Annotated in this window: 17 protein-coding genes; 8 read left to right on the top strand and 9 right to left on the bottom strand. The window is 45.1% G+C overall.

The genetic code is table 11. The features are described from left to right. Nucleotides 1-101 precede the first annotated feature (101 nt). From ACFQ21_RS29655 to ACFQ21_RS29645, 3 genes are all read right to left on the bottom strand, one after another. Complete coding sequence (locus tag ACFQ21_RS29655) at nt 102-767, bottom strand: uracil-DNA glycosylase family protein (RefSeq protein ID WP_377586320.1); 666 nt, start codon at nt 765-767, stop codon at nt 102-104. A gap of 95 nt (nt 768-862) precedes the next feature. Next, complete coding sequence (locus ACFQ21_RS29650; RefSeq protein ID WP_377586318.1) at nt 863-2,809, bottom strand: AAA domain-containing protein; 1,947 nt, start codon at nt 2,807-2,809, stop codon at nt 863-865. 194 nt (nt 2,810-3,003) lie between these two features. Then, the gene (locus ACFQ21_RS29645) at nt 3,004-5,307 is read right to left on the bottom strand and encodes a patatin-like phospholipase family protein (RefSeq protein WP_377586316.1); all 2,304 of its coding nucleotides are present in this window, start codon (nt 5,305-5,307) and stop codon (nt 3,004-3,006) included. A gap of 278 nt (nt 5,308-5,585) precedes the next feature. On the opposite strand from ACFQ21_RS29645, the gene ACFQ21_RS29640 reads away from it, so the two are divergent. Both ACFQ21_RS29640 and ACFQ21_RS29635 read left to right on the top strand, forming a co-directional pair. Further along, nucleotides 5,586-8,798 (top strand): UvrD-helicase domain-containing protein, encoded by a 3,213-nt coding sequence (locus ACFQ21_RS29640; RefSeq protein WP_377586314.1) that lies wholly within the window; start codon nt 5,586-5,588, stop codon nt 8,796-8,798. Continuing rightward, nucleotides 8,795-11,629, top strand: coding sequence for a PD-(D/E)XK nuclease family protein (locus ACFQ21_RS29635; protein ID WP_377586312.1), 2,835 nt, complete (start codon nt 8,795-8,797; stop codon nt 11,627-11,629). The genes ACFQ21_RS29640 and ACFQ21_RS29635 overlap by 4 nt, the downstream gene beginning before the upstream one ends. 66 nt (nt 11,630-11,695) lie before the next feature. On the opposite strand, the gene ACFQ21_RS29630 is transcribed toward ACFQ21_RS29635, so the two are convergent. Beyond that, a complete protein-coding gene (locus ACFQ21_RS29630) occupies nt 11,696-12,973 on the bottom strand; it encodes a DEAD/DEAH box helicase (protein WP_377586310.1) in 1,278 nt (425 codons plus the stop codon). A gap of 211 nt (nt 12,974-13,184) precedes the next feature. On the opposite strand from ACFQ21_RS29630, the gene ACFQ21_RS29625 reads away from it, so the two are divergent. From ACFQ21_RS29625 to ACFQ21_RS29615, 3 genes are all read left to right on the top strand, one after another. Further along, nucleotides 13,185-13,382 carry a cold-shock protein gene (locus tag ACFQ21_RS29625; RefSeq protein WP_079690413.1) on the top strand — a complete coding sequence of 66 codons (198 nt, stop codon included), beginning with the start codon at nt 13,185-13,187 and terminating at the stop codon, nt 13,380-13,382. Between the two features lie 133 nt (nt 13,383-13,515). Next, nucleotides 13,516-13,968, top strand: a complete 453-nt coding sequence (locus tag ACFQ21_RS29620; RefSeq protein ID WP_377586308.1) for a response regulator — start codon at nt 13,516-13,518, stop codon at nt 13,966-13,968. An 89-nt stretch (nt 13,969-14,057) separates the two neighbouring features. Beyond that, nucleotides 14,058-15,221, top strand: a complete 1,164-nt coding sequence (locus ACFQ21_RS29615; RefSeq protein ID WP_377586306.1) for a sensor histidine kinase — start codon at nt 14,058-14,060, stop codon at nt 15,219-15,221. A gap of 65 nt (nt 15,222-15,286) precedes the next feature. Here ACFQ21_RS29615 and ACFQ21_RS29610 read toward each other — a convergent pair whose 3' ends face one another. The 4 genes from ACFQ21_RS29610 to ACFQ21_RS29595 form a co-directional block, all read right to left on the bottom strand. Then, a complete protein-coding gene (locus tag ACFQ21_RS29610) occupies nt 15,287-16,180 on the bottom strand; it encodes an aldo/keto reductase (RefSeq protein ID WP_377586304.1) in 894 nt (297 codons plus the stop codon). 270 nt (nt 16,181-16,450) lie between these two features. Then, nucleotides 16,451-16,798 (bottom strand): VOC family protein, encoded by a 348-nt coding sequence (locus ACFQ21_RS29605; protein ID WP_377586302.1) that lies wholly within the window; start codon nt 16,796-16,798, stop codon nt 16,451-16,453. Nucleotides 16,799-16,817: 19 nt separating this feature from the next. Beyond that, entirely contained in the window at nt 16,818-17,381 is a 564-nt protein-coding gene (locus ACFQ21_RS29600) for an NADAR family protein (RefSeq protein WP_377586300.1), read from the bottom strand. Nucleotides 17,382-17,445: 64 nt separating this feature from the next. Further along, nucleotides 17,446-17,577: a hypothetical protein gene (locus ACFQ21_RS29595; RefSeq protein ID WP_377586298.1), complete on the bottom strand. Its 132-nt coding sequence runs from the start codon at nt 17,575-17,577 to the stop codon at nt 17,446-17,448. A gap of 5 nt (nt 17,578-17,582) precedes the next feature. Here ACFQ21_RS29595 and ACFQ21_RS29590 point away from each other — a divergent pair, with 5 nt between their 5' ends. The 3 genes from ACFQ21_RS29590 to ACFQ21_RS29580 all read left to right on the top strand — a co-directional run bounded on the left by ACFQ21_RS29590 (nt 17,583) and on the right by ACFQ21_RS29580 (nt 23,386). Further along, nucleotides 17,583-19,973 (top strand): ABC transporter permease, encoded by a 2,391-nt coding sequence (locus ACFQ21_RS29590; protein WP_377586296.1) that lies wholly within the window; start codon nt 17,583-17,585, stop codon nt 19,971-19,973. 174 nt (nt 19,974-20,147) lie between these two features. Continuing rightward, a complete protein-coding gene (locus tag ACFQ21_RS29585; RefSeq protein ID WP_377586294.1) occupies nt 20,148-22,538 on the top strand; it encodes an ABC transporter permease in 2,391 nt (796 codons plus the stop codon). A gap of 110 nt (nt 22,539-22,648) precedes the next feature. Next, nucleotides 22,649-23,386: a GIN domain-containing protein gene (locus tag ACFQ21_RS29580; RefSeq protein WP_377586292.1), complete on the top strand. Its 738-nt coding sequence runs from the start codon at nt 22,649-22,651 to the stop codon at nt 23,384-23,386. 321 nt (nt 23,387-23,707) lie between these two features. Here ACFQ21_RS29580 and ACFQ21_RS29575 read toward each other — a convergent pair whose 3' ends face one another. Then, nucleotides 23,708-24,703, bottom strand: coding sequence for an alpha/beta hydrolase (locus tag ACFQ21_RS29575; protein ID WP_377586290.1), 996 nt, complete (start codon nt 24,701-24,703; stop codon nt 23,708-23,710). Between the last annotated feature and the right edge of the window lie 76 nt (nt 24,704-24,779).

Below are 24,779 nucleotides of genomic sequence, written 5' to 3'. Positions count from 1 at the left end.
AATGTGAACGTACCTGTCCGCAGGCGGGCATATTTCAGGGTAGCAATGAAACTCTAAAACGTGACTCTTTTTATTACAATAACAACAACGAGTGCAGCGGGTCAGCTTCGAAACTTGCGCATATAGTCCTGGATATATACATCGATACTCTTGCGTTTATACTGCATGATGAAGCGTGGATGTGCCAACGGTATAACGGTCTCAAAAAAGTTATGCTTCTTGTTGATCGAGGAAAGGTATTTGAAGTTCTCGCCTTCACCCAGGCAATAGCATCGCTGGCGGTTAACCCCGAAGTCAAGTTGCTGTCGAATACATTTCAGCATAAAAGGCTCTACCGTTTGTTGCAAAAATTTTATATCGTAGTAATTGAGGTTCTTGTCGTCTTTCACAAACCCTAACGGGCTGAGTGCCGTGATGTAAAAATCATGATAGAATTTTTCAGCGCCACCATAGGCGTCAATCATAGCGTATATAAAATCTGCGGAGAGTTCTACTTTCTTTTTCAGGTTGTTGACTATACCGAGCTTTTCCAATTTCACCGGGTCAGTAAAAGGAACACCCGTTATACCTCCACCAAACCTGCCGGGATTAATACCGAAGATGAGCGTTCGCGGATTGCTATCGTTGTAAAACTTCTCGTAGAACTGTCGGCTTAAGTCAAAAGCAACGGTATCCTGGTAAGGATTCATCACCTCTACCCCTTCGGGCAACTCTACATCAATCGACAACGACTTGTAAAACTTTAATATATACTCTGCATAAACCATAACTAATACCTTTTGCCCGCAGAAGGCACAGATTAACCCAGATATTATATTTAAAAAACTTCTGCGAACATCTGTATCCTCTGCAGGCTTAAAAATTATTCAATCTCAAAAACGCTTTTGTAAAATTCCTTTTGCTGAACGTACTCGATCAACTCAAGATAAAAAGGATGTGAGCCCAGCGTTGCGCTGTCGCCAATCATAATGAGTTTTTTGCGTGCGCGTGTCATGGCTACGTTGGTTCTTCGTATATCACCGAGGAAACCGACTTCACCTTTGTCGTTGCTGCGTACAAAGCTTATGGCGATCACATCGCGCTCCTGTCCCTGAAAAGCATCTACGGTATTAATAGATATAAGACCATGTAACGGCTCTAGTATAGAAGATGCTTCTGTGAGTTTCAATATATAGTCTACCTGCGCGCGATACGGTGTTATTATACCGAGCGTAATTTTTTGCTCAGCCCATTCTTCTATACCAACTTCTTCCACGAGCTTCTCGACCCTGCGGATCAATACCTGTGCTTCTTCATGATTAAAACGGCTAAGTGTTTCCTTGTCCTGTTCCTCGGCATGACCTGCGCCCGCGGTATCGATAAACTCTACCGGTGCCTGGTTGGGGCGAAGTAATTCATGCTTCACAGAAGCATCAGCAATAAGCTCGTCCTTATAAAAATATTGCGAAGAGAATTTCATAATGTCTTCGTGCATGCGATATTGAACCTGTAGCATGGACGATTGACCGGGATGTTTCTCGATTCCTTTTTCAAAAAGCGTTTGAGACAAACCTGCTCTTGCCGCTTCATTTGATTTTATAGTAGGCGGTAATTGTAAATGATCGCCTGCAAAAATTATTCGCTCCGATCGAAGTATCGGTATCCAGCAGGCAGGCTCCAGTGCCTGGCCCGCCTCATCTATAAATGCTGTCCTGAATTTTTTACCGCGCAGTGTCGGATGCGATGACCCTACCAGCGTAGCGCAGATCACATCACTGTTTTGCAACAGGTCGTTGATGATATAGAACTCCAGCATGTCGGCATCAGACTTCAACAGTTTTACTTCCTGCTTCAGCAGTTTGCGTTGCTCGCGTTCGTGAAAACCAAAGTTACGTTTATACTTGGAAGCCATGCTGCGCACTTGTTCCATGCGCTTGCGTATCTCGCGAAGTTCACCATAATTACTGTGAGCCGCTATACGTGCATCCAGCGTTTTACTCAGCGATTGTTCCGTTACGCGGGCGGGATGCCCTATACGCAAAACGTTCATGCCCTGCTCCGATAATTTATCAGCGAGTAAATCAACGGCAGCGTTACTGGGCGCACAAACCAATACCTGTTTCTCCAGCCGTACCGTTGCAATGATAGCCTGCACCAACGTTGTAGTTTTGCCTGTTCCCGGAGGACCATGAACAAACGCTATATCTGCAGTCTCCATTACCTTGGTGAGTGCTTCATGCTGACTGCTATTTAATAGCGAAGTTGTTGGTATAGCTTGTATACTGCCATCTGCTGTCCTGACACTTTCCACTTTCAACCGTAAACTCTTCTCTCCTCCCAACAAAATCTCGCGCAACATCGCTACGCGATTGTCCTCGGCCTTCATCACTTCTTTCAGTGCGAATTCCATTTCGCGATAGCTCATCTCATCAAACATCACATCTACACCTACCAAACCATCTTCGATCCAATCGGGAACATCATCGCTGTTCAATGTAATGGACATCACATTATCACGAACATAATTTACCACTCCATTCACATGCTCCTTCTCCGGTTTACCCGATGCATTGGAAAATACACTCACGGATTTACCACTCTGAAAAGCATGCGGCTGATCAAGGTGATTGGTTCGCTCTACTTCAATAATAAGACGCTCGCCTGTACCGATATAGTCGCGGTTGAAACGAAGTGGATACCACGTTGTACCTTCTTTGGTACGTTCGTGAATAGAACGCAACAAAACTTTCTGACGATAATACTCCAGATCAGCTTGCCGCTCGAGTTTAATTAGCTCGAATGTTTTTTGCAGTTGTTCGTGTGATGTCATTCGGCATGCAATATAGTTTAAAAGTTACTGGCTGCGAGCTTCTGGTTGCTAGGGGAGTTTAAGAGAGTATACTTTATCGCTACATTATTAAGTGTAGAACAATATACACTCCCTTCATGCAATCACTTCAGAAGTATATTACAGTTTGCCAGTAAATCATTAACGATTACCTGATAACGATTCAAGGATAACGACTAACGACTAACCAGCAACGAATCTCCCAGCAGCGCGGCTAGTCGCATGAGCTGTGCCTGGTTCTCGGTGGAGTTGATCGTGTATTCGATGCTATATTTCTCGCGGGTGGTGAGGCGCCAGCTTAAGGATGCGCGTGAATTGTGTTGACGGATGCTATCCATATTCTGCAGAATCGGCACGTAGTTTTCCGTTTCGTATTGAAGATCGATACGATCGATGGAACCTTTGAACCATGACTTGGCGTGTCCTATCAGCATATCGCTGTTTATATCCTGAAAATTTTCAAAGTTATTATAGACACTGCTGATCGGCTGCGTGAAATCATCGACAATGGTTTGTCCTGTTCTTTGTTTTACGTTATCGAGTTTAGGAGAGTCGCGAATGGAAACGAAAATTACTCCGGAAGTATTCTCGGCAATCCAGTCTTTAAAGGCAAACAAAAACCGCACAGCATCCGATACGCCAAAGTTATCGGATATACCGGCATCCATAATTTTTATAGCGGGCTCGGTAGGCAATGTTGTGTTAGGCGTAATATAGGGGAACGTAGCACTCATGCGCAATGCCGACAGGAAACGAAGGTTGGCACCGTTGTGATCTTCAAACAAGGTCTGAAAATCAACGCCACTTATTTTCGGAAAAGCATGCTGCGGGAAATTGAGAATATCATAATTCATGAACGAGACGGGGCGCGATGCTATATATAGCTTGCGGCCATCGTTTACAATGGTTGGTGTCAGAATCATCATTGGGATCACAGCATTACGCTCGGCACTGTCGTATGCTGCAATGGGTTTATTCAGATACTCTTCGGTAATCTGGTTAAGCTGTTCTTCAAAGGTATAGCCGCGATCGCGGTAATAGAAGTTGCCACCGTATTCAAATTTAGTGAAGCCCACAAAGAGATCGTTGGCCATGAGACTAAATATGAGCGGGTTCAGGTTATCGGTAGCAATCTTGCGCCTGTGCATCATCGCATTGGGACGAACATTATTTCCCAGCTTTTGCTGCAGCTTCAACTCACGATAATAGCTTGCGCCAATTAATCCACCGGAAGCTCCTGTAATCAGAATGGTGTTCTCCAGTAATTTACCATTCGTTAAACTGTCAGACGCCTGCATCGCAGTGAGTGTCCACAACGCGGCACGTTTACCGCCACCACTCGCGCAGACAAAAACCATTCTAGGTTTACGCTCTGCCGGAAATTTTTTACGCCAGTTCTCCAGCATAACAAATGTAGCCTGGCGATCGCGCTGAATATGTGTACTGTCATTCAGTTGTTGCAACGACCGGATCGAATACTCGGCAGTATGTCGCTGATAGTCCAATCCAAATGCTTCGTATTTTTTGGTAAAGAATTCTTCGCCTACCAGGTAATTAAAGATGAGGAAAAGCAGTATGGCTACCGTTGCAGACCAGTTTCCGAACCAGTATGAAAATGCACCGGCCATCATCACAAAAACCGTAAGGAATATAATAAAGCTGGACGCTGCCGGAAGCTGAAACATCGGGTAATCTTTAAAGATACCGAGTACAGTAATAATGATGAAGATCATCAACTCAATCACCACCAGGTTAAAATGATTCTGATCGAACACTTGCAGAATGGTAGCCTTGTCGTAGAACGTATGCTCCTCCACTTCCTTTACCTTCAGATCGTAGTCCAGGTAATTATCAACACGCACCTGTTTCTTGCGCGCTATATCCAGTTTCTTCATAACACTGGCGCGCGTTACCTGTACGTTCTGCTTGATCTTCTCATCAATGCGGCACACTACATACTTGAAGATATCTTTGTTGGTAAACCAGAAGTATATAAAGAAGATCAGCGTCATTACCACGTAGCCGGTTAACAGGCCGGTAAGATTCCACGCAAGAATGCCGGGCGAACTATATTCGTTGTGGATTTGAAACTCTACAATCTCGTAGATATAGGTGATCATGAATACCACCGGTATAATACTATTGTTCAGCGCAAATCGTGAGAAGGGACGCGACAAGGTTCCTACAAAAGAAAAACGATGTCCATCGGTTATATAGCAGGTAATGTGAAAAGCCGTAATGAAACCTGCCGTTACAAGTCCCATGATAAAAAAGCTTCTGAAATTTACCGCATTGAGATACTCGGGATCCAGAAAGAGATACGGTATACCGAGATATTTACCAAAGCTGCCGGTAACCATGGCAAAAAGCACCACCCAGCATAGCATTAACACATGGTTACGCTTGATGTTGTTAAACAATAACTGAACCGGGAAGGAATAAGCGATCTTCGGGCCCAGTAAATAAAGCTTGCGCAGCATAGGCAGATTTAATTCAAGATACTGTTTTTTGTTCAGTCTTTTAATGAAAACACGGCTGTAAATTAAAAGTTAAGTTTCAATTTCGGTGGTTACTTTTTTAATAATGATGCGCGAAAATTCCGCACGCGGTAATTCCGCCATACGGCTCGTTTGAAAAGTGATACACAGGTGTGATGAACTGCCTGTGCACGAGTCACTTTGAGACTGATTGCTTTTCAACGTAGTATTCTGCATCCTGTACATTGCGTAAGTGCTGCGATTAGATTTACTTCGGCCTCGTGACCGAAAAGACCTTCCATATCTATCGATCCTCTGCTGGCTCGGGTAAAACGCGTACGCTGGCAAAGGAATACCTCAAGCTTGCGCTGCGTTACCCGGAGTACTACCGGTATATCCTGGCCATGACCTTTACCAACAAGAGTACGCAGGAGATGAAAGACCGCATCATCCGGTACCTGGATGATTTTGTTCACGGTAAGAGTGAAGATCTGGCAACAGAGATACAGGGTGACTTTCAAAAGGAAGGAAAACTTTTTACACCTGCACAGTTTAGAGATCGCAGTCGCGAAGTGCTCTCGCTTATTCTGCATAATTACTCGCAGTTTTCAATCAGCACCATCGATGCTTTCTTTCAGCGGGTGATCCGTTCCTTTACGCGCGAGACAAACCTGCTCGGTAATTTTCGCCTGGAAGTTGATAATGACTTAGTACTGGAAGAGGTGATTGACCAGGTAATGGATAACCTTTCGGATGACGATGAACTGCGCGGCTGGGTGCTGGAATTTTCACTCGAGCGACTGGTGGAAGGTAAAGATTGGGACATACGTTCTGCGCTGCTCGACTTCTCCAAAGAGATTTTCAAAGAAGAATTCAAAGTAATTGAAGAGCAGGTGCTGCGTGCTACCGAGAACAAAGAGTTCTTTAAAAGCACGCGCGAAAAATTACAACGTGTCGTAAAACAATTTGAGAATAGGGTACGCTCGGATGCCCGCAACCTGCTGAAAGATTTTCACGACCACGGACTTGCCATCACCGATTTCAAGTATGGCAAATCCGGGAGTATATATTCGTATATAGCAGGCCTCGAAGAAGAAATCAAACTTCCGGGTACGCGTGTGATGGGAATGATGGTTGACGCAGCCGAGTGGCCATCCAAAGGTCCTAATGCATCGGTTATTGTCTCCAAAGGTAATCAGGCGTGGTTGTCTCAACTGGCTTCGCTGATCGGGTACATTGAAAAAGAAAGTATATCTTATTTTTCCGCCGAACAGGCGCTGCGTAATCTATATGTATTCGGACTGCTTTCGGATATTTCAAAGACACTACGAGAGTATCTTCGTGAGAACAACCTGATGCTGCTCTCCGATGCTCCGCAGTTTTTGCAAGGCGTTATGCAAGGTCAGGACACTTCGTTTATATACGAGAAGGTTGGTTCATTCTATCGCCACTTTCTGATTGATGAGTTCCAGGATACATCGGGCTTTCAATGGCTGAATATACTGCCACTCATCAAGAACGGTATAGCGCAAAATTACAGAAGTCTCATTGTAGGCGACATTAAACAATCTATATATCGCTGGCGAGGTGGTGACCTGAATATATTACAGGAAAAAGTAAAGCAGGACGTAGGCGAACTGATGATCGATACATTTCCGCTGGATACCAATTACCGCAGTGCGGGAAACGTAGTGACATTCAACAACGCTTTGTTTGCGGCAGCTTCCAACATCATCAGTAAAGAGACCAATACTATATTTCCGCAGCAGTCGTATAGCGATGCATCGCAAAAAGTATTCCGTCATCCCGGCAAGGGCTATATATCCATTCAGTTTTTAGATACAGTCGAAGCTGCACAAAAAAATGGAGATGAAGAGAATGAGAAAGGTAAAGTAAAATTTGAAGATGTTTCGCTGGAGCAGCTTCCCGGTATATTGGAAAACCTGCAGCAAAAAGGTATAGCGTTGCGCGATATAGCGTTCCTGGTTCGCGATAACAGCGAAGGCCAGATGATCGCGCAGTATTTCATGCAGTACCGGTCGTCAGCTGAGGCTAAGCCGGAGTATAAATACGATGTGGTGTCCAACGAATCGCTTCGTCTCGATCAGGCAGCGTCCGTAGTGGTGCTCATTAATGCCATGCGCCTGCTGGAAGACGGCAAGAATTTAATTGCCCGCGCACAGCTCGCATACGAGTATCAGAAACTCTGGCCACAACAGGCATTTCCGAATCAGCATAAATTATTTTCCAACAGTAAAACAAAAGAGTTTGCCAAACTGGTGCCTCCACCGTTCACCGACCAGGAGGATGTACTGGCTGCGTTGCCGTTAGTAGAGTTGGTTGAAAATCTCATTCACATGTTTAACCTCGGCAAGCTCTCTACCGAGATTGCATACCTGCAGGCATTTCAGGATGTAGTGCTGGAATTCAGCATGCGCGAGAAAAGTGATCTGGCTTCTTTCTTACAATGGTGGGACGATAACAAACATAAAAAGTCTATACAGGTTGCCGGTGGTGTGGATGCCGCGCAGATCATTACGATACATAAATCCAAAGGACTTCAGTTCCGCTATGTTATTATACCATTTCTTAATTGGGAACTGAACCATCCGCCTATGAAATCGCCTATACTCTGGTGTCGTTCGGATGAGCCGTTGTTTAAAGATATAGGTTACCTGCCGCTGAAGTATAGCAGCAAGCTGGAGAACACGTGCTTTCATGAATATTATACCGAAGAGCGAAAACGTATATACCTTGACAACCTCAATTTACTGTATGTTGCCTTTACGCGTGCGGAGCAGGGTTTGATTGCGCTGGCGCCCTATAGCAAATCGGGCAGCATCAATCATATCGGTAAATTGACCGAGCGTGCCGTTGAGACAAGCGATGCGTTTCAGCAATACTGGTCTTCAGGCAACAGGACACTTACCATCGGCACGATTGAAGATGAAAGCAATGAGGCGCCTGTTAACAATTCGCTCATTCTGAAACACTATTATATTACTCCATGGCGGGAGCGCCTGCAGATACGAACGCGTGGTAAAGAATTTTTCCAGCAGACCGAGCAGCGCAAGAAAATCAACTATGGTATATTTCTGCATACGCTGATGGCGCGCATCAAAACGGAAGCAGATATAGCAGTAACCCTGGAGCAGGCCATGAAGGAAGGACTCATCCACAAAGATGAACATGCCGTTATAGAAGACGCTGTCAAGTGGATTGTAACACATCCTCCACTGCGACCGGCATTTGCCGAAGATGTGGTATTAAAGCGCGAAGCATCGCTGATCATGCCGGATGGAAGTGAACGCAGAATTGATCGCATTGCTATACAAGAAAAACGGGCCATCCTCATTGACTATAAAACGGGTGCACCGAAAAAAGAAGACGAACATCAGGTAAACGAGTATATATCCATTCTGAAAACCATGGGCCTGGAAGAAATAAAAGGTTATCTGGTATATGTAAATGAGCGGGTGTGCAAAACAGTATGAGAACATTTATCCAGGAAATAGCCGATACCATCAGAAAGGAATATACCGATTGGGACAACCTCACGGTGATCTTTCCCAACAAGCGTGCTTCGCTATATTTCAGAAAAGCGCTTGCCGAACAATTGGACACCCCGCGGTGGGCACCCAATATTGTAAGCATTGAAGAATTTATTGGTACATTTTCTGATCTGCAGGAAGCTGATAAACTTTCGCTTATTGTCAGTTTATACCGCGTATTTAAACGCATTACAAACTCGGATGAAAACCTCGATCGTTTTTACTTCTGGGGAGAAATGCTATTGCGTGATTTTGATGAACTCGATAAATACCTGGTACATGCTGCGGGCCTGTTTAAAGATCTGAGTAATCAAAAAGAACTCGATCAGTATTTCGATTACCTCACCGAAGAACAGAAACAGTTCCTTATCGAGTTCTGGCAAACCATCGACTTTGGTTCTTCGGCCAGTAAACGAAAGTTCCTCGAGCTGTGGCAGAGTTTATACCCGGTATATACAGCGTTTCGCCAGCAACTGATGGAGGAGAAGATCGGTTACTCCGGCATGATCCATCGCCATGTAGCCGAGAACATTGACAAATTCGTACCAGCCGCTAAGAAGAAAGAAGTCAATACTAAATATGTGTTTGCCGGTTTCAATGCGCTCACATCAGCCGAAGAGAAAATCCTGACGTGGTTTACAGAACATCGTGACACACGTATATATTGGGATGAAGATGCATTCTATGTAAATGAACCGCACCGTGAAGCCGGTACATTTTTCAGACAGTATCGAAAACATACGGTGCTCGGACAAACTTTTCCGCCTGAACCGAAAACGTATTTAGGACAAGCCAAGAAAATTACGGTATTGGGTGTACCGCAAAAAGCCGGTCAACCTAAATTACTCGCACAACAACTTGATACAACGCTACGCCTACTGGCCGAACAGAATATAGCGGAGCGCACCGTGATCGTGCTTCCCGATGAAAATATGCTCATGTCGGTGCTTTATGCTTTGCCGCCTTCGCTACAGTCTATCAATGTCACCATGGGTTTTCCGTTGGTGAGTACACCTTACTATTCGCTCATTGATTTCCTGTTTGAGCTGCACCTGCATAAACGTAAAGATGAATTTTACTACCGCTATGTACTGGCCCTTCTCAACCACCCCTACCTGAAGGCACGTGTGGGCGAAGAAGCAGCGCAGTGGCGGGAGTTTATACACAAGAACAACCAGGTACATATAGCACCATCATTCTTCGAGAAGAAACATGAACTGCTCGAAGAGGTTTTCCGCATTGTACCGACTGAAGAATTTCTCGCGTATCTTATTCGCGTAGTGGAAGCACTTGCTACATCACCGGATGCCGGTGGGTTGATGGAGAAAGAATTTGCTTTTCACTTTCATCGTATACTGTCGCGGGTGCAGGAACTTACCCTCAGCGAGCCGATGGAACTCCGCATGCAGCAGCGTATGTTCCGCCAGATCGTGCGCACTGAAAAAGTACCGTTTACCGGTGAGCCGCTGAAGGGTTTGCAAATTATGGGGGTGCTTGAAACGCGTAACCTGGACTTCGATCACGTTATTATACTTTCGCTGAACGAAGGTTTGTGGCCTTCTGCGCCTCGACAAGGTTCTTATATACCGCATAACATCCGCAGAGCCTATAGCTTGCCTACATCCGAACACCAGGATGCTATGTATGCCTATCTTTTCTATCGGCTGTTACAACGTGCTGAAACCATCGATCTATACTATAATACCGAGCCCGATGTATTGGGTACAGGTGAGATGAGTCGCTATCTATACCAGCTCATTTATGAAACTGACTGGGCGCACGAACGGAAGATACTCTATAACCCGGTGCAGGTACATGAAGCCAAACCTATAGCAATAGACAAGAAAGCTGACGTACTGGAAAAGCTTGAACGTTACTTTGGAAAAGCCCTAACTCCTTCTACACTGAATACATACCTGGAGTGTCGATTGAAATTTTACTTCAAGCACCTGCTCGAAATACGCGAGCCGGATGAAGTAGAAGAAGAAGCCGATGCGCGCATCTTTGGAAATATATTTCACAAGGTGATGGAGTTGTTCTACCAGGACCTTCGTCCACCGGCAGGACAGTGGGCTGTAAAGGAAGAACACTTTATAAATGTAAATGCAAAGCTGGAGCGATTCATTGAACTCGCATTCCGCCAACACTTTCATTTACCCGACACCAAAGTATTTGAATACGATGGTCGTCAACTGGTAGTAAAGGAAATGGTAAAGAAGTTTGCATTAAAAGTACTTTCGTACGACAAGGTATATACTCCTTTCACAATCGAGTTTCTCGAAGCCAAAAATTTCACCACACCAGTTAACATCACGCAACGTGACAAAACACTTTCCATTGTACTGGGAGGTCTTATCGACCGCGTGGATGAGAAAGCAAACACCGTTCGCATCCTGGACTATAAAACCGGGAAGGACGAGAATAAATTTGAGAGTATAGAATCGCTCTTCAGGCGCGATCCCAAACGGAACAAGGCAGCCTTTCAGGCAATGCTCTATGCATGGGTATATGCGCAGCGAAATGCAACACGATCGCCCGAAGTAAAAATCCAGCCAGGACTTATCAATCGAAAAGAAATCTTCAAAGATGATTTTGAATATGGCCTATACCTCGGCAAACATCGTATTGATGATGCAACCCCATACCTTCCGGAATTCGAAAAGCATCTACTCACACTCCTCCACGAACTCTTCAACCCCACCGTGCCCTTCGATCAAACCGATGACCTGAAGGTTTGCGGTTTTTGTGATTATCGGGAAATCTGTTCGCGGTGATGTGCGGATGTGTTGGGGTGTTGATGTGTTGGGGTTCTTTAACTTCAACACATCAACACGTCAACACTATCTCTTCGGATACCACTTCTTTTTCCTCTTCGCAGGGGTCTGTGGGTTGTGGTTGCCGTTCGGGCGGGAGTTCTGCGTATGGCCGTTGCGTTGTGTGGCGGTGCGGGGTTGTGAAATGGGTTTCGGCATGCCGGCACGGATCATCGGGTATGGATGATCGTCTACCACAGGAATTTTCTTGCCGATTATTTTCTGGATGTCATCCAGGAATTCCTTTTCCTCTTCGTCACAGAAAGATATCGATATACCGCTGGCTCCGGCACGACCGGTACGACCAATGCGGTGTACATACGTTTCGGGTACATTGGGGAGCTCGAAGTTGATCACGTGTGTGAGTTCTTCCACATCAATACCGCGTGCCGCGATATCGGTCGCTACCAACACGCGAGTCTTGCGCGATTTGAAATTGCTGAGTGCACGTTGTCTGGCCCCTTGTGATTTATTGCCATGTATAGCTTCCGCGCGTATACCGGCTTCATTCAACTGCTTGGCTACACGATCGGCACCATGTTTAGTGCGGGTAAACACAAGCGCTGTTGCAATGGAACGGTCTTGTAAAATATGGTGCAGCAGCTTGCGCTTGTTGCCCTTTTCTACAAAATATACAGACTGGTTAATAGTATTGGCAGTAGACGAAACCGGAGTTACTTCTACTTTTACCGGGTTGCTCAGAATGGTGTTAGCCAGTGAAGCTATTTCCGGAGGCATAGTAGCCGAAAAGAAAATAGTTTGTCGTTTGGCTGGAACACGCGCTATAACTTTTTTAACATCGTGAATAAAACCCATGTCGAGCATGCGGTCGGCTTCATCGAGTACCAGCATTTTAAGGTGCTGCAGTTTTACATAGCGCTGGTCCATCAGGTCGAGTAGTCGGCCCGGAGTAGCAATGAGTATATCAACACCATCACGTAGCGCCTTTACCTGTGTATGTTGTGATACGCCACCAAAGATAACGGTATGCGACAGACGGAGATGTTTTCCATAGGCTGTAAAGCTGTCACCAATTTGTATGGCAAGTTCGCGGGTTGGCGTGAGTATCAGGGCCTTTATACCTACAGGTCCTTTCACAAACAGTTCGTCCTGATGAAGAAGGTGAAGGATTGGCAGCGCAAACGCAGCCGTTTTACCGGTTCCGGTTTGGGCGCAGCCGAGCAAATCTTTCCGTTCCAGTAAAACGGGTATGGCCTGTGCCTGAATGGGTGTGGGCTTGGAATATCCTTCTGTTTTTAGAGCACGCAAAAGAGGCTCTATTAAATTCAAATTTTCAAATGTCATGTTAAAATGTTGTGTAAAGAGAGGCTGTCAATTGGATTAGCTAAAAAAAATTTCTGACGCCTAAAGTTCTTTTTTCGGGGAATTAGCGGAATCGAAACACAAAAGTAAGCAATTTATGTGATACTTTAACGTTAATTTCCGGATAAGCCAAGAAAAGGTGTACTGCCTTAAGGTTTATCTCTTACCTTTGTATCGATTTTTATTTAATTCAATGAAAGAAGGAACAGTAAAATTTTTTAATGAAGCCAAAGGATTTGGTTTTATCAAAGAAACAGCAACAGGACAAGATTACTTTGTACACATTTCCGGATTGCTTGTTGATTCAATCCGTCAAAACGATGTAGTGACTTTTGAACTCCAACAGGGAAAAAAAGGCGTAAATGCAGTAAATGTTCGGTTAGCAAACTAAGCAAACGCTCAGCTATAGAAAAAAACCAGGCTTGCTCCTGGTTTTTTTTGTTTATGCACCTACCCCGAAAAAACAACGCAGAGGATACCCGGTCCGAGCCTCAACTGGCATTATATTTTATGGTTCGTCACGGATGGACCAACTGATCATTCCTCTAAATTCACCGATTCTAATTGTTGAAGATGACCCTGACGATCAGGATATTCTGAAATCCGTCTGCTCCGAAATCGGCATTGAAGATCACCTCCTCTTCTTCAATAATGGTAACAAGGTTTTTGAGTACCTGAAGCGGACAACGCAAAAGCCTCTGCTCATTATCTGCGACATAAATATGCCGTTGATGGATGGACTTGAGTTACTGGAGCACATCAATAACGATCACTTTCTGAAACGAAAAAGTATACCCTTCATATTCTTCTCCACGGCAGCAAGCCCGGCTCAGGTACGCAGAGCCTACGAGCTTACGGTTCAGGGATTTTTTCTGAAAGAGAACAGCTTCGAAGAATTAAAGAAAACCATGCACCTCATTCTGCGCTACTGGCTCAAGTGTCGGCATCCGAATGCTGTCAGCAGCATTATATACTGAAGGTGTAAGCATCGGATATCGTATTCACACCAGAATTACTATATTTCGTAGAACAGGTTTCTTATCAGAATACAAATATTATGAGCTCGATGTCTCAAAAAAAACTAGCACTTGGCAACCGAAGCCAACTGACCAGTTTATATTGGGAGAAGATGATTTCGGAAGTGCAGGATTATTCCTTTATACTGCTCGACAACGATGGCTATATTATTGACTGGAACAAGGGAGCCGAAACACTGAAAGGCTATACGGCCGAAGAAGCGATCGGACGACACTTCCGTATATTTTATACACAACAAGACCAGGAGCTACACCTCGCTGAAAAATTTATAGAACAGGCGCGCAAACAGGGAAAAGCAGAGTATGAAGGGTGGCGCGTACGTAAAGATGGAACATTGTTCTGGAGCAGCGTGATCATCACAGCACTTCACAATGATGCACACGATGTGATCGGCTTCGCGAAAGTAACACGTGATCTTACCGAGCGTAAATCTGCTGAAGACAGAATGAAAAAGAAGAATGCTGAGCTTGAGCAGATGAACCAGGAACTTACTTCTTTCGCGTATGTATCCAGTCACGATCTGCAGGCTCCTCTTCGGAAAATACAATCGTTCATTCACCGGATCAAGGAGGTGGATGGAGAAACTCTCTCCGACAAAGGCAAAGAGTATATGCAGCGTATTGTGAACACAACATCACACATGCAGGCGCTCATTGAAGATCTTCTCGCCTATTCGAGAACGTCAACACAGGAACGTAACTTTGAACGTGTCGATCTGAACGAGATCATTGAAATTGTTAAGCGCGATCTCGATGAAACGATTCGCGACAAGCATGCTGTGGTTGAAGCTTTACCGCTGCCTGTACTTGATTTGATACGCTTTCAGTTCCAGCAGTTGTTTGTAAATCTGCTGAGCAATGCGCTCAAGTTTTCACGAAAAGATATACGACCGCACATACTTATCCGGGCTGATGAAGTAACGGCCGATCAGATTAAAGGTTATACCGGAGATATGACGAAGCGGTTTCATCATATTGTAATAGCAGATAATGGTATCGGGTTTGATGAAGCCTATAGCAACCGGATCTTCGAAGTATTTCAACGCCTGCACGGGCAAAGTGAATATAGCGGCACTGGTATAGGTCTTTCCATCTGCAAAAGAATTCTGGATAACCACAATGGGTTTATACAGGCCGAGGGAAAGCTGAATGAGGGCGCAACGTTTCACATCTATATTCCTGTGGAGCGTTGATAATCGTTATCCGTGAATCGTTAATCGTCTTTACTAATAACGATTCACGGATAACAAGTCAACGACTAAATGTCTCCGCGTGAAGCGGTATAAAGTTCGTACCAATCCTGGTGATCGAGCTGAATGTTGAAGGCATTGGCGATGTTACGGATGCGTTGCTCTTCGCGAGTACCAATCAGCGGAAGTGCTCCGAGCTTAATGAGCCATGCAACCGCTACTGATTCTATATCTACTGTATACTTCGCAGCCATCTCCTGTAATTTCTTGCGTACACGTACAGCCTGTTCATCGGTACCGGTAGCTATTCTGCCACTGGCCACTGGTGCGGAAACCAGCGGACGCATATAGCGTTGCTTGATATAGTCTATCTGGCCGTTGTCGAGTGCAGACGTATTGAGTAGGTTCAATTCCAGGTGATGCGTTACTATAGGAGTATGCAGGTACGATGCCAGCAACTGGTGCTGGAACACTGAAAAGTTTGCAACACCAATATTCCTGATTTTCCCTGACTTCATCAGTTTCTCAAGTGCTATAGCTGTCTCCTCCAGGTTTGAAACATGGTCGAGGTGATCGAGTAGAAATATATCGATATAGTCGGTCTTGAGTTTACGCAGCGAGTTTTCTACACTTTGGTTGATATGCGCAGCCGAAGTATCGTAATGCTTTACGCGTATGGATGAGTCGCCAGCCTGCGGAACCTTTAACCCGCATTTGGTAAACAGTACTATATCTTCTCTTTTAAACGACTTCTTGCTGAGGAGTGCGCCAAACAATTCTTCGCATTGTGAAGAACCATATATATCAGCATGATCGAAAGTATTAATGCCGAGTTCAAGGCAAAGGGCAACGATACGTTCCATCGATGCCGGGGCATTTTCCAGTTCGGTATCCCAGCGGTAAAAACCATATACAGCGGGAGAAACCTTCGGACCAGCATCACTTAAATAAATCTTTTGCATACGCGCATTATTCGGTTATACTACAAGTATCGCATTAAATATGTAAACAAAAAAACAGGCGGTGCTATAGTTTTTACCTGCGGAGAATGCTGCATCTGCGATATAGCTTTTTACATGCTGCCTTTTTTGCCCGCAGAGGACACAGATAGACGCAGATTTTTGTTTGTATAGTTACGGTGTAGCATTCCTTGCTGCGTTCCTGTCGGGTATAGTATGCGTGTCTGTACTTTTTATCTGCGTTAATCTGCTCCTTCTGCGGCAAAGCATTCACTATGTCAGCTGCTTCAGCTCTACCTTTCTCCCATCAGGATCTTCAACTATACCTATATATCCCCATTCGGTTTGTTTCGGTTCACGCGCAATTTTTACACCGGCATTCCTTAACTGGTTGATGGCAGTATCTAAATTCGCGATCGAGAAACCAAGTCGGATTGACGTATTTACTGATTCATTTTCAGGCAACGGGTATATTTCAAAAACCATATCACCAACCTCTGCTGCATAATGAAAAGGACCGCGTTGATGTTGGTGATGTTCAAAACGTATTCCCAGCGTCTTGTAGAATGAGACAAGCCTTTCCATACGGGCACTTTTAAGAACAAGAAGATTCAGATGCATAGTAAGTCTCTATCGATTGTCATTGACCTGTGTCCTTATTCCTGATAAAATCCCGCGCTTCCATCAAAGCGAAGCCGAGTAAATTTGTGCCCCTCCAGGTGTGAGGGTTTTCTATTTGCCTTTCATCCTGGTGTAGTCCGATTCCCCAGATAGCATCGGAAGGACTCGCTTCAACCAATACCTTGTCGCCTGTGTTAAGCAGGTAATCTTTCAGGATTTTATTCTGCTGAAATTTATGAATGGATCCGTTCGTAACGATCTCATATTTGCGTGCATTCCATTTTTCTTCATCAAAGTTTCGGATCTGCCGGCCGAACGTTTTTACTTCTCCAGGCTTCGCACTTGAAATGATCTTCTGAAATATATCATCATCGTTGAACAGCTTTGCCTTCTGCGCCATCATCCAATGCTCAGCGGTGGCATACGTAACGCCATCCACAATAAATGACGAGGGGTACCATTGACTGAATATGAATTTACCCACCGAGTCACCTCGATTATTGGTGTGGCCCCAGAAGAATATAAATTCCAGTTTCTCTTCACGATCAAATTTATCAGCAAGCCACTGAACGTTGTACTTCATAAGTATACAGAATCAATTTTCAAATTAACGGAACAGCCATATTTCATTCAATGGCCATCGCGAATTAAATGCCCGCCCACGGACAAATCCGTACATAAACGTCCATCCCCCAGCTTGGGAAATCGCGTCTGCCGTTATCAATTTCTGCGCTTTTTTTCATGGCATCACAATTGACTTTACGGGTAACAAATCTCATAACCTATGTTCAAGAGCTACTTCATTACGGGCCTACGCAACCTGCTGAAGCAAAAAGGATACTCATTTATCAAGATCACCGGTCTGGCATTCGGACTTACTGCCAGTATGATTATTTACCTGTACGTTGCCGAAGATCTTTCATACGATACATTTCATACCAACTACTCACGCATTGTTCGCCTTCTTACCATTGATAGTGCTGAAGGTGTGAGCAGTAAACTGGTTGGTGTTACGCAGCCTCGCCTCGCGCCTGCTGCCGAAGAAGAATTACCGGAAGTAGTAAAAAGTGTGCGCCTCACGGGCGGTGGCCGCTATGATTTAAGCTACCAGGATAAACCGTTGAAATGTGAAGCTGCATTCCGAGCTGACCCGGCTATATTTGAAGTATTCGATTTCAGGATCATTGATGGCGCCACAACGGGTGCACTGGATAAACCCGGCTCTATTGTAATTACCGAGACACTGGCGAAGAAGATTTTTGGCAGTGAAAATCCGATTGGTAAAACCGTTAAGCTCAACCAGACCACTGACCTGAATGTAACAGCGGTACTTGCTGACCTTCCAAAAAATTCACACCTGCAATTTGATCTGTTGCACTCACTTGTACCCGGACAAAATGAAGATGGCTTACGACAGGCACTCGATACATGGCAAGGTATATTTTGCTTTTCCTATTTGTTACTCGATAAACCCGTTGATCCTGCCGACCTGAACACAAAGCTGAAAGCCATCAGCACCAAGAACAACGCGTATGAATTCTTCACGCCTGTTGTGCAGCCGTTGCAGGATGTACATTTGAAATCGAAAGAGATACTCTTCGAGACAAACGCGAATAAATCGGATGTACTGAATGTATATGTACTTTCTACCATTGCTATACTGATCCTGATTTTGGCGGCTGTAAATTTCATGAACCTGGTTACAGCCAAATCAACCGGGCGCGCGAAGGAAGTAGGGATGCGCAAGGTAATTGGTGCCGTGCGCCAGCAGCTCATTGCACAGCATCTTATTGAATCGATACTGGTAACCTGTATAGCAGCGTTGCTGGCGGTTGCTGCCGTGCTGGTAGCCGTACCGTTGCTCAACAACACGTACCATCGATTTGCTGATGTAACGGTGCTCATGCAGCCGCAGAGTATAGCTATACTTTCTGCACTGGTGTTGATGGTTGGTACGCTGGCCGGACTATATCCTGCGTTTGTGCTCTCATCCTTCAAGCCTATACTGGTACTGAAAGGCTCCTTTAAAAATTCTGCCGGAGGTATACGGTTGCGTAAAGCATTGGTAGTGTTGCAGTTCACAATTTCCATTGCCCTTATGGTAGGCACCGGTATAGTATATCAGCAAATGCGTTTTATTTATACTACCGATCTGGGCTATAGCCGTGAGCAGGTAATTACTTTGCAGCAGAACGGGCAGATCGTTGCTAACGCCACCACATTGAGAAATGAATTACTGCATAACCCGAATATAGTAGCGGCCGGTACATCGTCTTCGCGTATGGGACAACAACTGGGACGTACCAATATTTTCCCGGAGGGCGCAGTGAGTGCCGAGACAAATATCATTACCAGCATTATGGTAGCGGACGAAAGTTTTATTCCTACGATGGGTATAAAAGTTATGGACGGACGGAACTTCTCGCTTGACTACGATGATTCGCTTTCGATGATCATTAACGAAGAGATGGCACGCTTCCTCAAATGGAAAGACCCTGTAGGTAAAAAGATAAGTTTACAATCGGGGGCTACCATCAATGATCTCACCACCTATACCGTGGTGGGTGTTGTAAAAGATTTTCATTTCGCCACTATACGGCACAAACTCGAACCACTGTTCATGCTCTATAACAAGGACAATGGATCGATGGCAGTGAAAGTAAAATCAGCGAACATGAAAGAGACCATCGCGTTTATAGAAGACACGTGGAAGAAAATAAATCCGGGTACTACATTCGAATACGCTTTCCTGGACGAACAGTTCGCAAACCTGTATCGTAATGAACAGGCCTTCGCGAGTATGTTCACACACTTTACAACGCTGGCCATGATCATTGCCGGCCTGGGCCTCTTTGCACTCTCTGCGTTTACAGCCGAGCAACGTAGAAAAGAAATCGGTATACGCAAAGTATTGGGAGCCAGCAACGGCAACATCCTGTATAAATTATCGGCTGAGTTTGTTCAGCTTATCTTCGTATCGTTTATCGTAGCAAGCGTGATTGCATACTTTGTTATGAATCAATGGCTGGCCGACTTTCAATATAGCATCACGATCGGAGCGGGTATTTTTATTATAGCAGGTATAGCGTCCATCACTATCGCCTTGCTTACCATCAGCTCTCAGGCCTTGAAGGCTGCCCTCAGCAATCCGGTTGATGCCCTTCGCAGTGAATAGTTTTTAGTTTACATAGTGAATTCCATAGCCGTGGTCTGGTACGTCAGCGAGCATCCATTCTGATTGTACCACGACCTCTGGCTGCGGACCATGATGCACTATCCACTCCGGAGCCGTATATTCACACCGTAAATCGGTATGATAAAAAGCTACTTATCCATAGCATTACGGTATATGCTTCGGCACAAGGGCTTCTCGTTCATAAACATTGCCGGACTTACCATTGGCATAGCATGTAGCCTTCTCATTGTGCTATACCTGCATGACGAACTGCGCTACGACACATTTCATCCCGATGCCAACCGTATATACCGTGTCGCGTTTCGTGGCATGCTGCAAGGCAAAAAAGTATTATCGGTATATACGGCTGCTCCGCTGGCGGAGACTCTTCAACGTAAAAGCAATGCGATTGAATCTACTACACGACTGGCAAGCTGGGCTACATTTCCGATGCGCTATGAAGACCGGTCGTTTACCGAACCCAATCTTTTACTGGCCGACTCCAACTTCTTTCACTTCTTTAATTTTCAATTGATAGAAGGCAATCGCAATGAAGTATTGCATGGGCAACGTAAGCTCGTCATCACCGAATCTGCGGCCAAACGTTACTTCGACTATAAAGGTGCAGGCGATAAAACACCGATTGGAAAAACCATGGTGCTCGCACAAGGATATACCGTCCAGGTAAGCGGTATTGCTGTTGATCCGCCTGCCAACAGTCACTTTCATTTTACCGGTATACTTTCACTTACTTCCTGGGATGATGTGCACACTTCAAGTTGGGTAACAGGCCGCACGATCACTTATTTCAAACTTAAGCCCGATGCCTCCATCGAACCGGTTGACGAAATGCTGCACACCTTTGTCAGGCAACACGTTGATCCGGAACTGGAAGAATTGAGAAGAGTAAACATCGATCAATCAAAAATACAGGGCAACGAGATTGCATATTTCACACAGCGTCTCACCGATATACATCTTTACTCCCGATTTACAGATGAGATCGAGACCAACGGCAACATTCAGTATATATACTTGTTCAGTGCTATAGCAGCCTTCATCACGTTACTGGCCTGTATCAACTTCATGAATCTGTCTACAGCACGCTCGGCCAGTCGGGCGAAAGAAGTTGGCGTGCGTAAAACCGTAGGCGCACCGGTGTCGCGTCTCATCGGTCAGTTTATGCTCGAATCCTTCTTCTATATAGTGGTTGCTGTACTGCTCGCGTTGTTCATTGTAAGTATACTGTTATTGCCTTTTAATATACTTGCCGAGAAGCAACTGAGCATGCGCGTGTTTCTGTCACCGCTATTCCTACTGGGGCTACCTGTCTTCGCGATCATCGTAGGTTTACTGGCGGGAAGTTACCCGGCATTCTATCTCACAACGTTCTCTCCCATCGAAGTAATGAAAGGACGCATCCGTTCGCGCAGGCGCACGTATGGTATCCGCAATGCACTGGTTGTATTTCAGTTCTTCATTTCTGCAGGGTTGATCATTGCTACCCTCGTAGTATACCAGCAACTTCAATATATACAGCAGGCGAGTCTCGGGTTCGACAAGAGCAACCTGGTAAACCTGTTGCATACGCGCAACCTTGGTGAAAACGGTGCTGCTTTTAAAAAAGAATTACTGCAGCATAAATCTATAGTAGCCGCAAGCTATTGCAATCGCCTCCCTCCTAACATCGACTGGCAATTTGTATTTAGCACTACCGACCCGGCACGCGACTATATGCTGAATGTTTATGAGATGGATTACGATCACATGCGGACGATGAAGTATAAAATGATCACCGGGCGATTCTTCTCCCCAGAGTTCCCTTCGGATTCAACCGCGATGATCCTCAACGAAACCGCTGCACAAAAGATGGGTATAAAAACGCTGGCCGGTAAAACCTTGTGGAGTATATATGGCGGACATAAAAAAGCAATTGAGCATGAGGTGATCGGCATCATGCAGGATTTTAATTTTCAATCGTTGAAAGACCCGATCCAGCCGATGGCTATTGTACTGGGCAAGCAGCCCAACTGGGAGATGGCGATCCGCATTCAGGGGAACCATATTGAACAAACACTGGACACCATTCGCAGTCTCTGGAAAAAACATTCGCCCGAAGCCGCCTTCGAGTATACTTTCCTCGACCGGAATTTTGAACGCAAGCATCAAACCGAAAAACGTATCGGACAACTCTTTCTCATCTTTACTGTGCTCGCCATCTTTATAGCATGCCTGGGACTTGTCGGTCTTGCGAATTTCATGGCGGAACAACGAACAAAAGAAATTGGAATTCGTAAAGTGATGGGTGCAACAGAAAGCAGCATCATTCGTTTACTCAATAGAGATTTCCTGAAGCTGGTATTGATCGCTAACCTCCTCGCCTGGCCCATCAGCGGATGGCTTATGCATCGGTGGCTCAAGCAATTTGCCTATCATATAGAACCGGCCTGGTGGATATTTATAGTAGCCGGCCTCGCTACATTTACCATTGCCTTCTTCTCGGTCAGCTACCGCGCCTGGAAAGCCTCGCAGGGCAATCCGGTTAATTCCCTTCGGGATGAGTAGCGTTATTCGTGAATCGTTATTAGCAAATACGGATAACGGATAACTTTTCATCATCACGTAGGGGTAAACACCAAGTCGGCTGTCTGAAATGAAACACTATTAAAGGATTTATGAAAATGATTAAAATTACCCTCGCCTCGCTTCTGTTCGCTATCGCCACCCTCACCTACGGACAGGAAGAAATTACAAAAGACCTCCGTTCCTTTAACCGGGTTATTGCTTCTCCCAGGATCAATGTTATTCTCGAAGAAGGTGATCACGAAAGTATCCGCCTGGTATATTCCAATGTATCAGCCGATAAGATCAATATCGAAGTAAAAGGAAAAACACTCCGCCTCTACCTGGATGATGCCAGGGTAACAGACAAACTAGAGCGTGAGAACTGGGGAAAGAATAGTGTTTATAGAAATGCTACCATAACAGCGTACGTTACCTATCGTCAGTTGAAACACCTCGAGATTCGCGGAGCACAGGAGCTAACCTGCAAGAGCGAACTGAAGGCTAAGAAGTTTAAACTGAAAGCGTATGGTGAAAATGAAATAACATTGGCTTCTATCAATACCGAGTACCTCAAGACAAGCTTCTACGGTGAGAACGAATTAAAAATAAAAGGCGGCACAGCCGAATATCAGAAATACAGACTCTTCGGTGAAAACAAGATCGATACACAAGCGTTGAAGAGTTTCTCTACCATCACGAATATATATGGTGAGAGTAAAATCAAACTCACCACACAAGACGAACTCCGCGTAAATTCCTTCGGTGAGTCACGCGTATCTTACAACGGAGACGCCCAGGTAAGCAAAGGCCTTATTTTTGGAAGAGCGCACATTGACAAGATCTACTAGCAGTGTTGGTGCTGGCAGCTCGTGGCTCGCTGCTATCTTTAAAGCTTCGAGCTACTGGCTGCTGGTAGAGTTTCTGAATTTAACGATTACGTTAAAGGGGCTTCAGGTTGGTGTATCATAATGTACCATATCCTAGTTTTAGCAACGCACTTAGTACAATACAAAAAATTACTCACAGCCCAAAGCTCGCAATTCGCAGCTGCTCTATACTTATCATTTTTCTAAAAGTATATCGTTGAAGCAGTAACTTGTCAGTCCCTGAAATAGGTTGACCACAAAAGGTTAACTTCTTACTTCTGGCTCTATTCTCACAGCTCGCAGCTATTTCAATTCCAGTTTCTCCACAGCAAACTTCTCCATCGCTTTATATACTTCTTCATAGTGTGGATTGGTGAGCGATGATCCGATTACGTGTCTGCCTGCATCGGGGAAGGCTACGGTTTGTTTTAATGCTTCCGGTGTGCCTAGCTTCGCGTTCATGTCCAGCATGGCGCTTACTTTTACCTGGGGATCCTGCTCTTCTTCGTTTTTGTAATAGTATAGCGTAAGCGATGGCTGTTTGACACGTTTAAAGGTTTCTTCCGTCATCGTTGATTCTACCAGTTCTTCCAGTTGTGTAGTAGCCTCCAGTCGGTATTGGGTATACCAGTATTTAGCCTGTTCCTCGGTGTCGTCTTCGGATATACTATATTTACCACCTTTCACCGCGCGTACAATATATAGTCCCCATGGATCATTTAACAAAAACGCAGCACCATTGTTGATCGCAATGTTGGGTGAAAGATTGATGAGTGCATGTACATCATCCGGATATTCGGCAGCGAGTTTCAGTGCCAGTGTTCCGCCGGTAGATGTACTTACCAGGATAACTTTATCGCCCAGCTTCTTGCCAATAGCCAGGGCCTGCTTGGCACTTTCCCATAATCTGTCAGGAGTAAAATTCACCAGGGCATCCGTTGTATCGATGCCGTGATCGGCCAGTCGCGAAAGGTATAAATTGCAATCAAATTTCTTAGCAAACTGCTCATGTATAGGAGATCCCTCCATCTGACTCGCGGTAAACCCGTGCAGGTATACCACAGCATACGGAGTCTTCTTGTGCGTGCTGTCATTCCAAACAATGCGCGCTTCGTTATTCGGTTTTAGTTTATGCTTTGCCTCATTGGCAGCTACATATTGTTCCAGTGCCTGAGCACTATCAGGTACCTGAGGCAACGTAAGATTGAACACAGGAGTAGCGGGCTCAGGACCAAGGAAATAAATTCCAACCAACAACAAGATAGGGAAGGTAATTTTAATAATGCGCTTCGAAGTCATACGGGTAGATTTTGCTAAAGATAGTCAAAATTAGCTGCGAGCCGTGAGCTTTGAGCTGTGAGAATAGAGCCAGAAG

This window comes from Ohtaekwangia kribbensis, from assembly GCF_042676245.1.
Lineage (GTDB): Bacteria > Bacteroidota > Bacteroidia > Cytophagales > Cyclobacteriaceae > Ohtaekwangia > Ohtaekwangia kribbensis.
Note: the sequence above shows the minus strand (reverse complement) of the source record. Positions and strands in the feature narration are given on the sequence as shown.

Coding starts and splice junctions, on each gene's coding strand:
- ACFQ21_RS29620 (WP_377586308.1), top strand. CDS start 13,516: ATGGACCAACTGATCATTCCTCTAAATTCACCGATTCTAATTGTTGAA.
- ACFQ21_RS29645 (WP_377586316.1), bottom strand. CDS start 5,307: ATGCTGCGCAAGCTTTATTTACTGGGCCCGAAGATCGCTTATTCCTTC.
- ACFQ21_RS29575 (WP_377586290.1), bottom strand. CDS start 24,703: ATGACTTCGAAGCGCATTATTAAAATTACCTTCCCTATCTTGTTGTTG.
- ACFQ21_RS29605 (WP_377586302.1), bottom strand. CDS start 16,798: ATGCATCTGAATCTTCTTGTTCTTAAAAGTGCCCGTATGGAAAGGCTT.
- ACFQ21_RS29625 (WP_079690413.1), top strand. CDS start 13,185: ATGAAAGAAGGAACAGTAAAATTTTTTAATGAAGCCAAAGGATTTGGT.
- ACFQ21_RS29595 (WP_377586298.1), bottom strand. CDS start 17,577: ATGAGATTTGTTACCCGTAAAGTCAATTGTGATGCCATGAAAAAAAGC.
- ACFQ21_RS29630 (WP_377586310.1), bottom strand. CDS start 12,973: ATGACATTTGAAAATTTGAATTTAATAGAGCCTCTTTTGCGTGCTCTA.
- ACFQ21_RS29635 (WP_377586312.1), top strand. CDS start 8,795: ATGAGAACATTTATCCAGGAAATAGCCGATACCATCAGAAAGGAATAT.
- ACFQ21_RS29610 (WP_377586304.1), bottom strand. CDS start 16,180: ATGCAAAAGATTTATTTAAGTGATGCTGGTCCGAAGGTTTCTCCCGCT.
- ACFQ21_RS29650 (WP_377586318.1), bottom strand. CDS start 2,809: ATGACATCACACGAACAACTGCAAAAAACATTCGAGCTAATTAAACTC.
- ACFQ21_RS29600 (WP_377586300.1), bottom strand. CDS start 17,381: ATGAAGTACAACGTTCAGTGGCTTGCTGATAAATTTGATCGTGAAGAG.
- ACFQ21_RS29615 (WP_377586306.1), top strand. CDS start 14,058: ATGTCTCAAAAAAAACTAGCACTTGGCAACCGAAGCCAACTGACCAGT.
- ACFQ21_RS29585 (WP_377586294.1), top strand. CDS start 20,148: ATGCTTCGGCACAAGGGCTTCTCGTTCATAAACATTGCCGGACTTACC.
- ACFQ21_RS29590 (WP_377586296.1), top strand. CDS start 17,583: ATGTTCAAGAGCTACTTCATTACGGGCCTACGCAACCTGCTGAAGCAA.
- ACFQ21_RS29655 (WP_377586320.1), bottom strand. CDS start 767: ATGGTTTATGCAGAGTATATATTAAAGTTTTACAAGTCGTTGTCGATT.
- ACFQ21_RS29580 (WP_377586292.1), top strand. CDS start 22,649: ATGAAAATGATTAAAATTACCCTCGCCTCGCTTCTGTTCGCTATCGCC.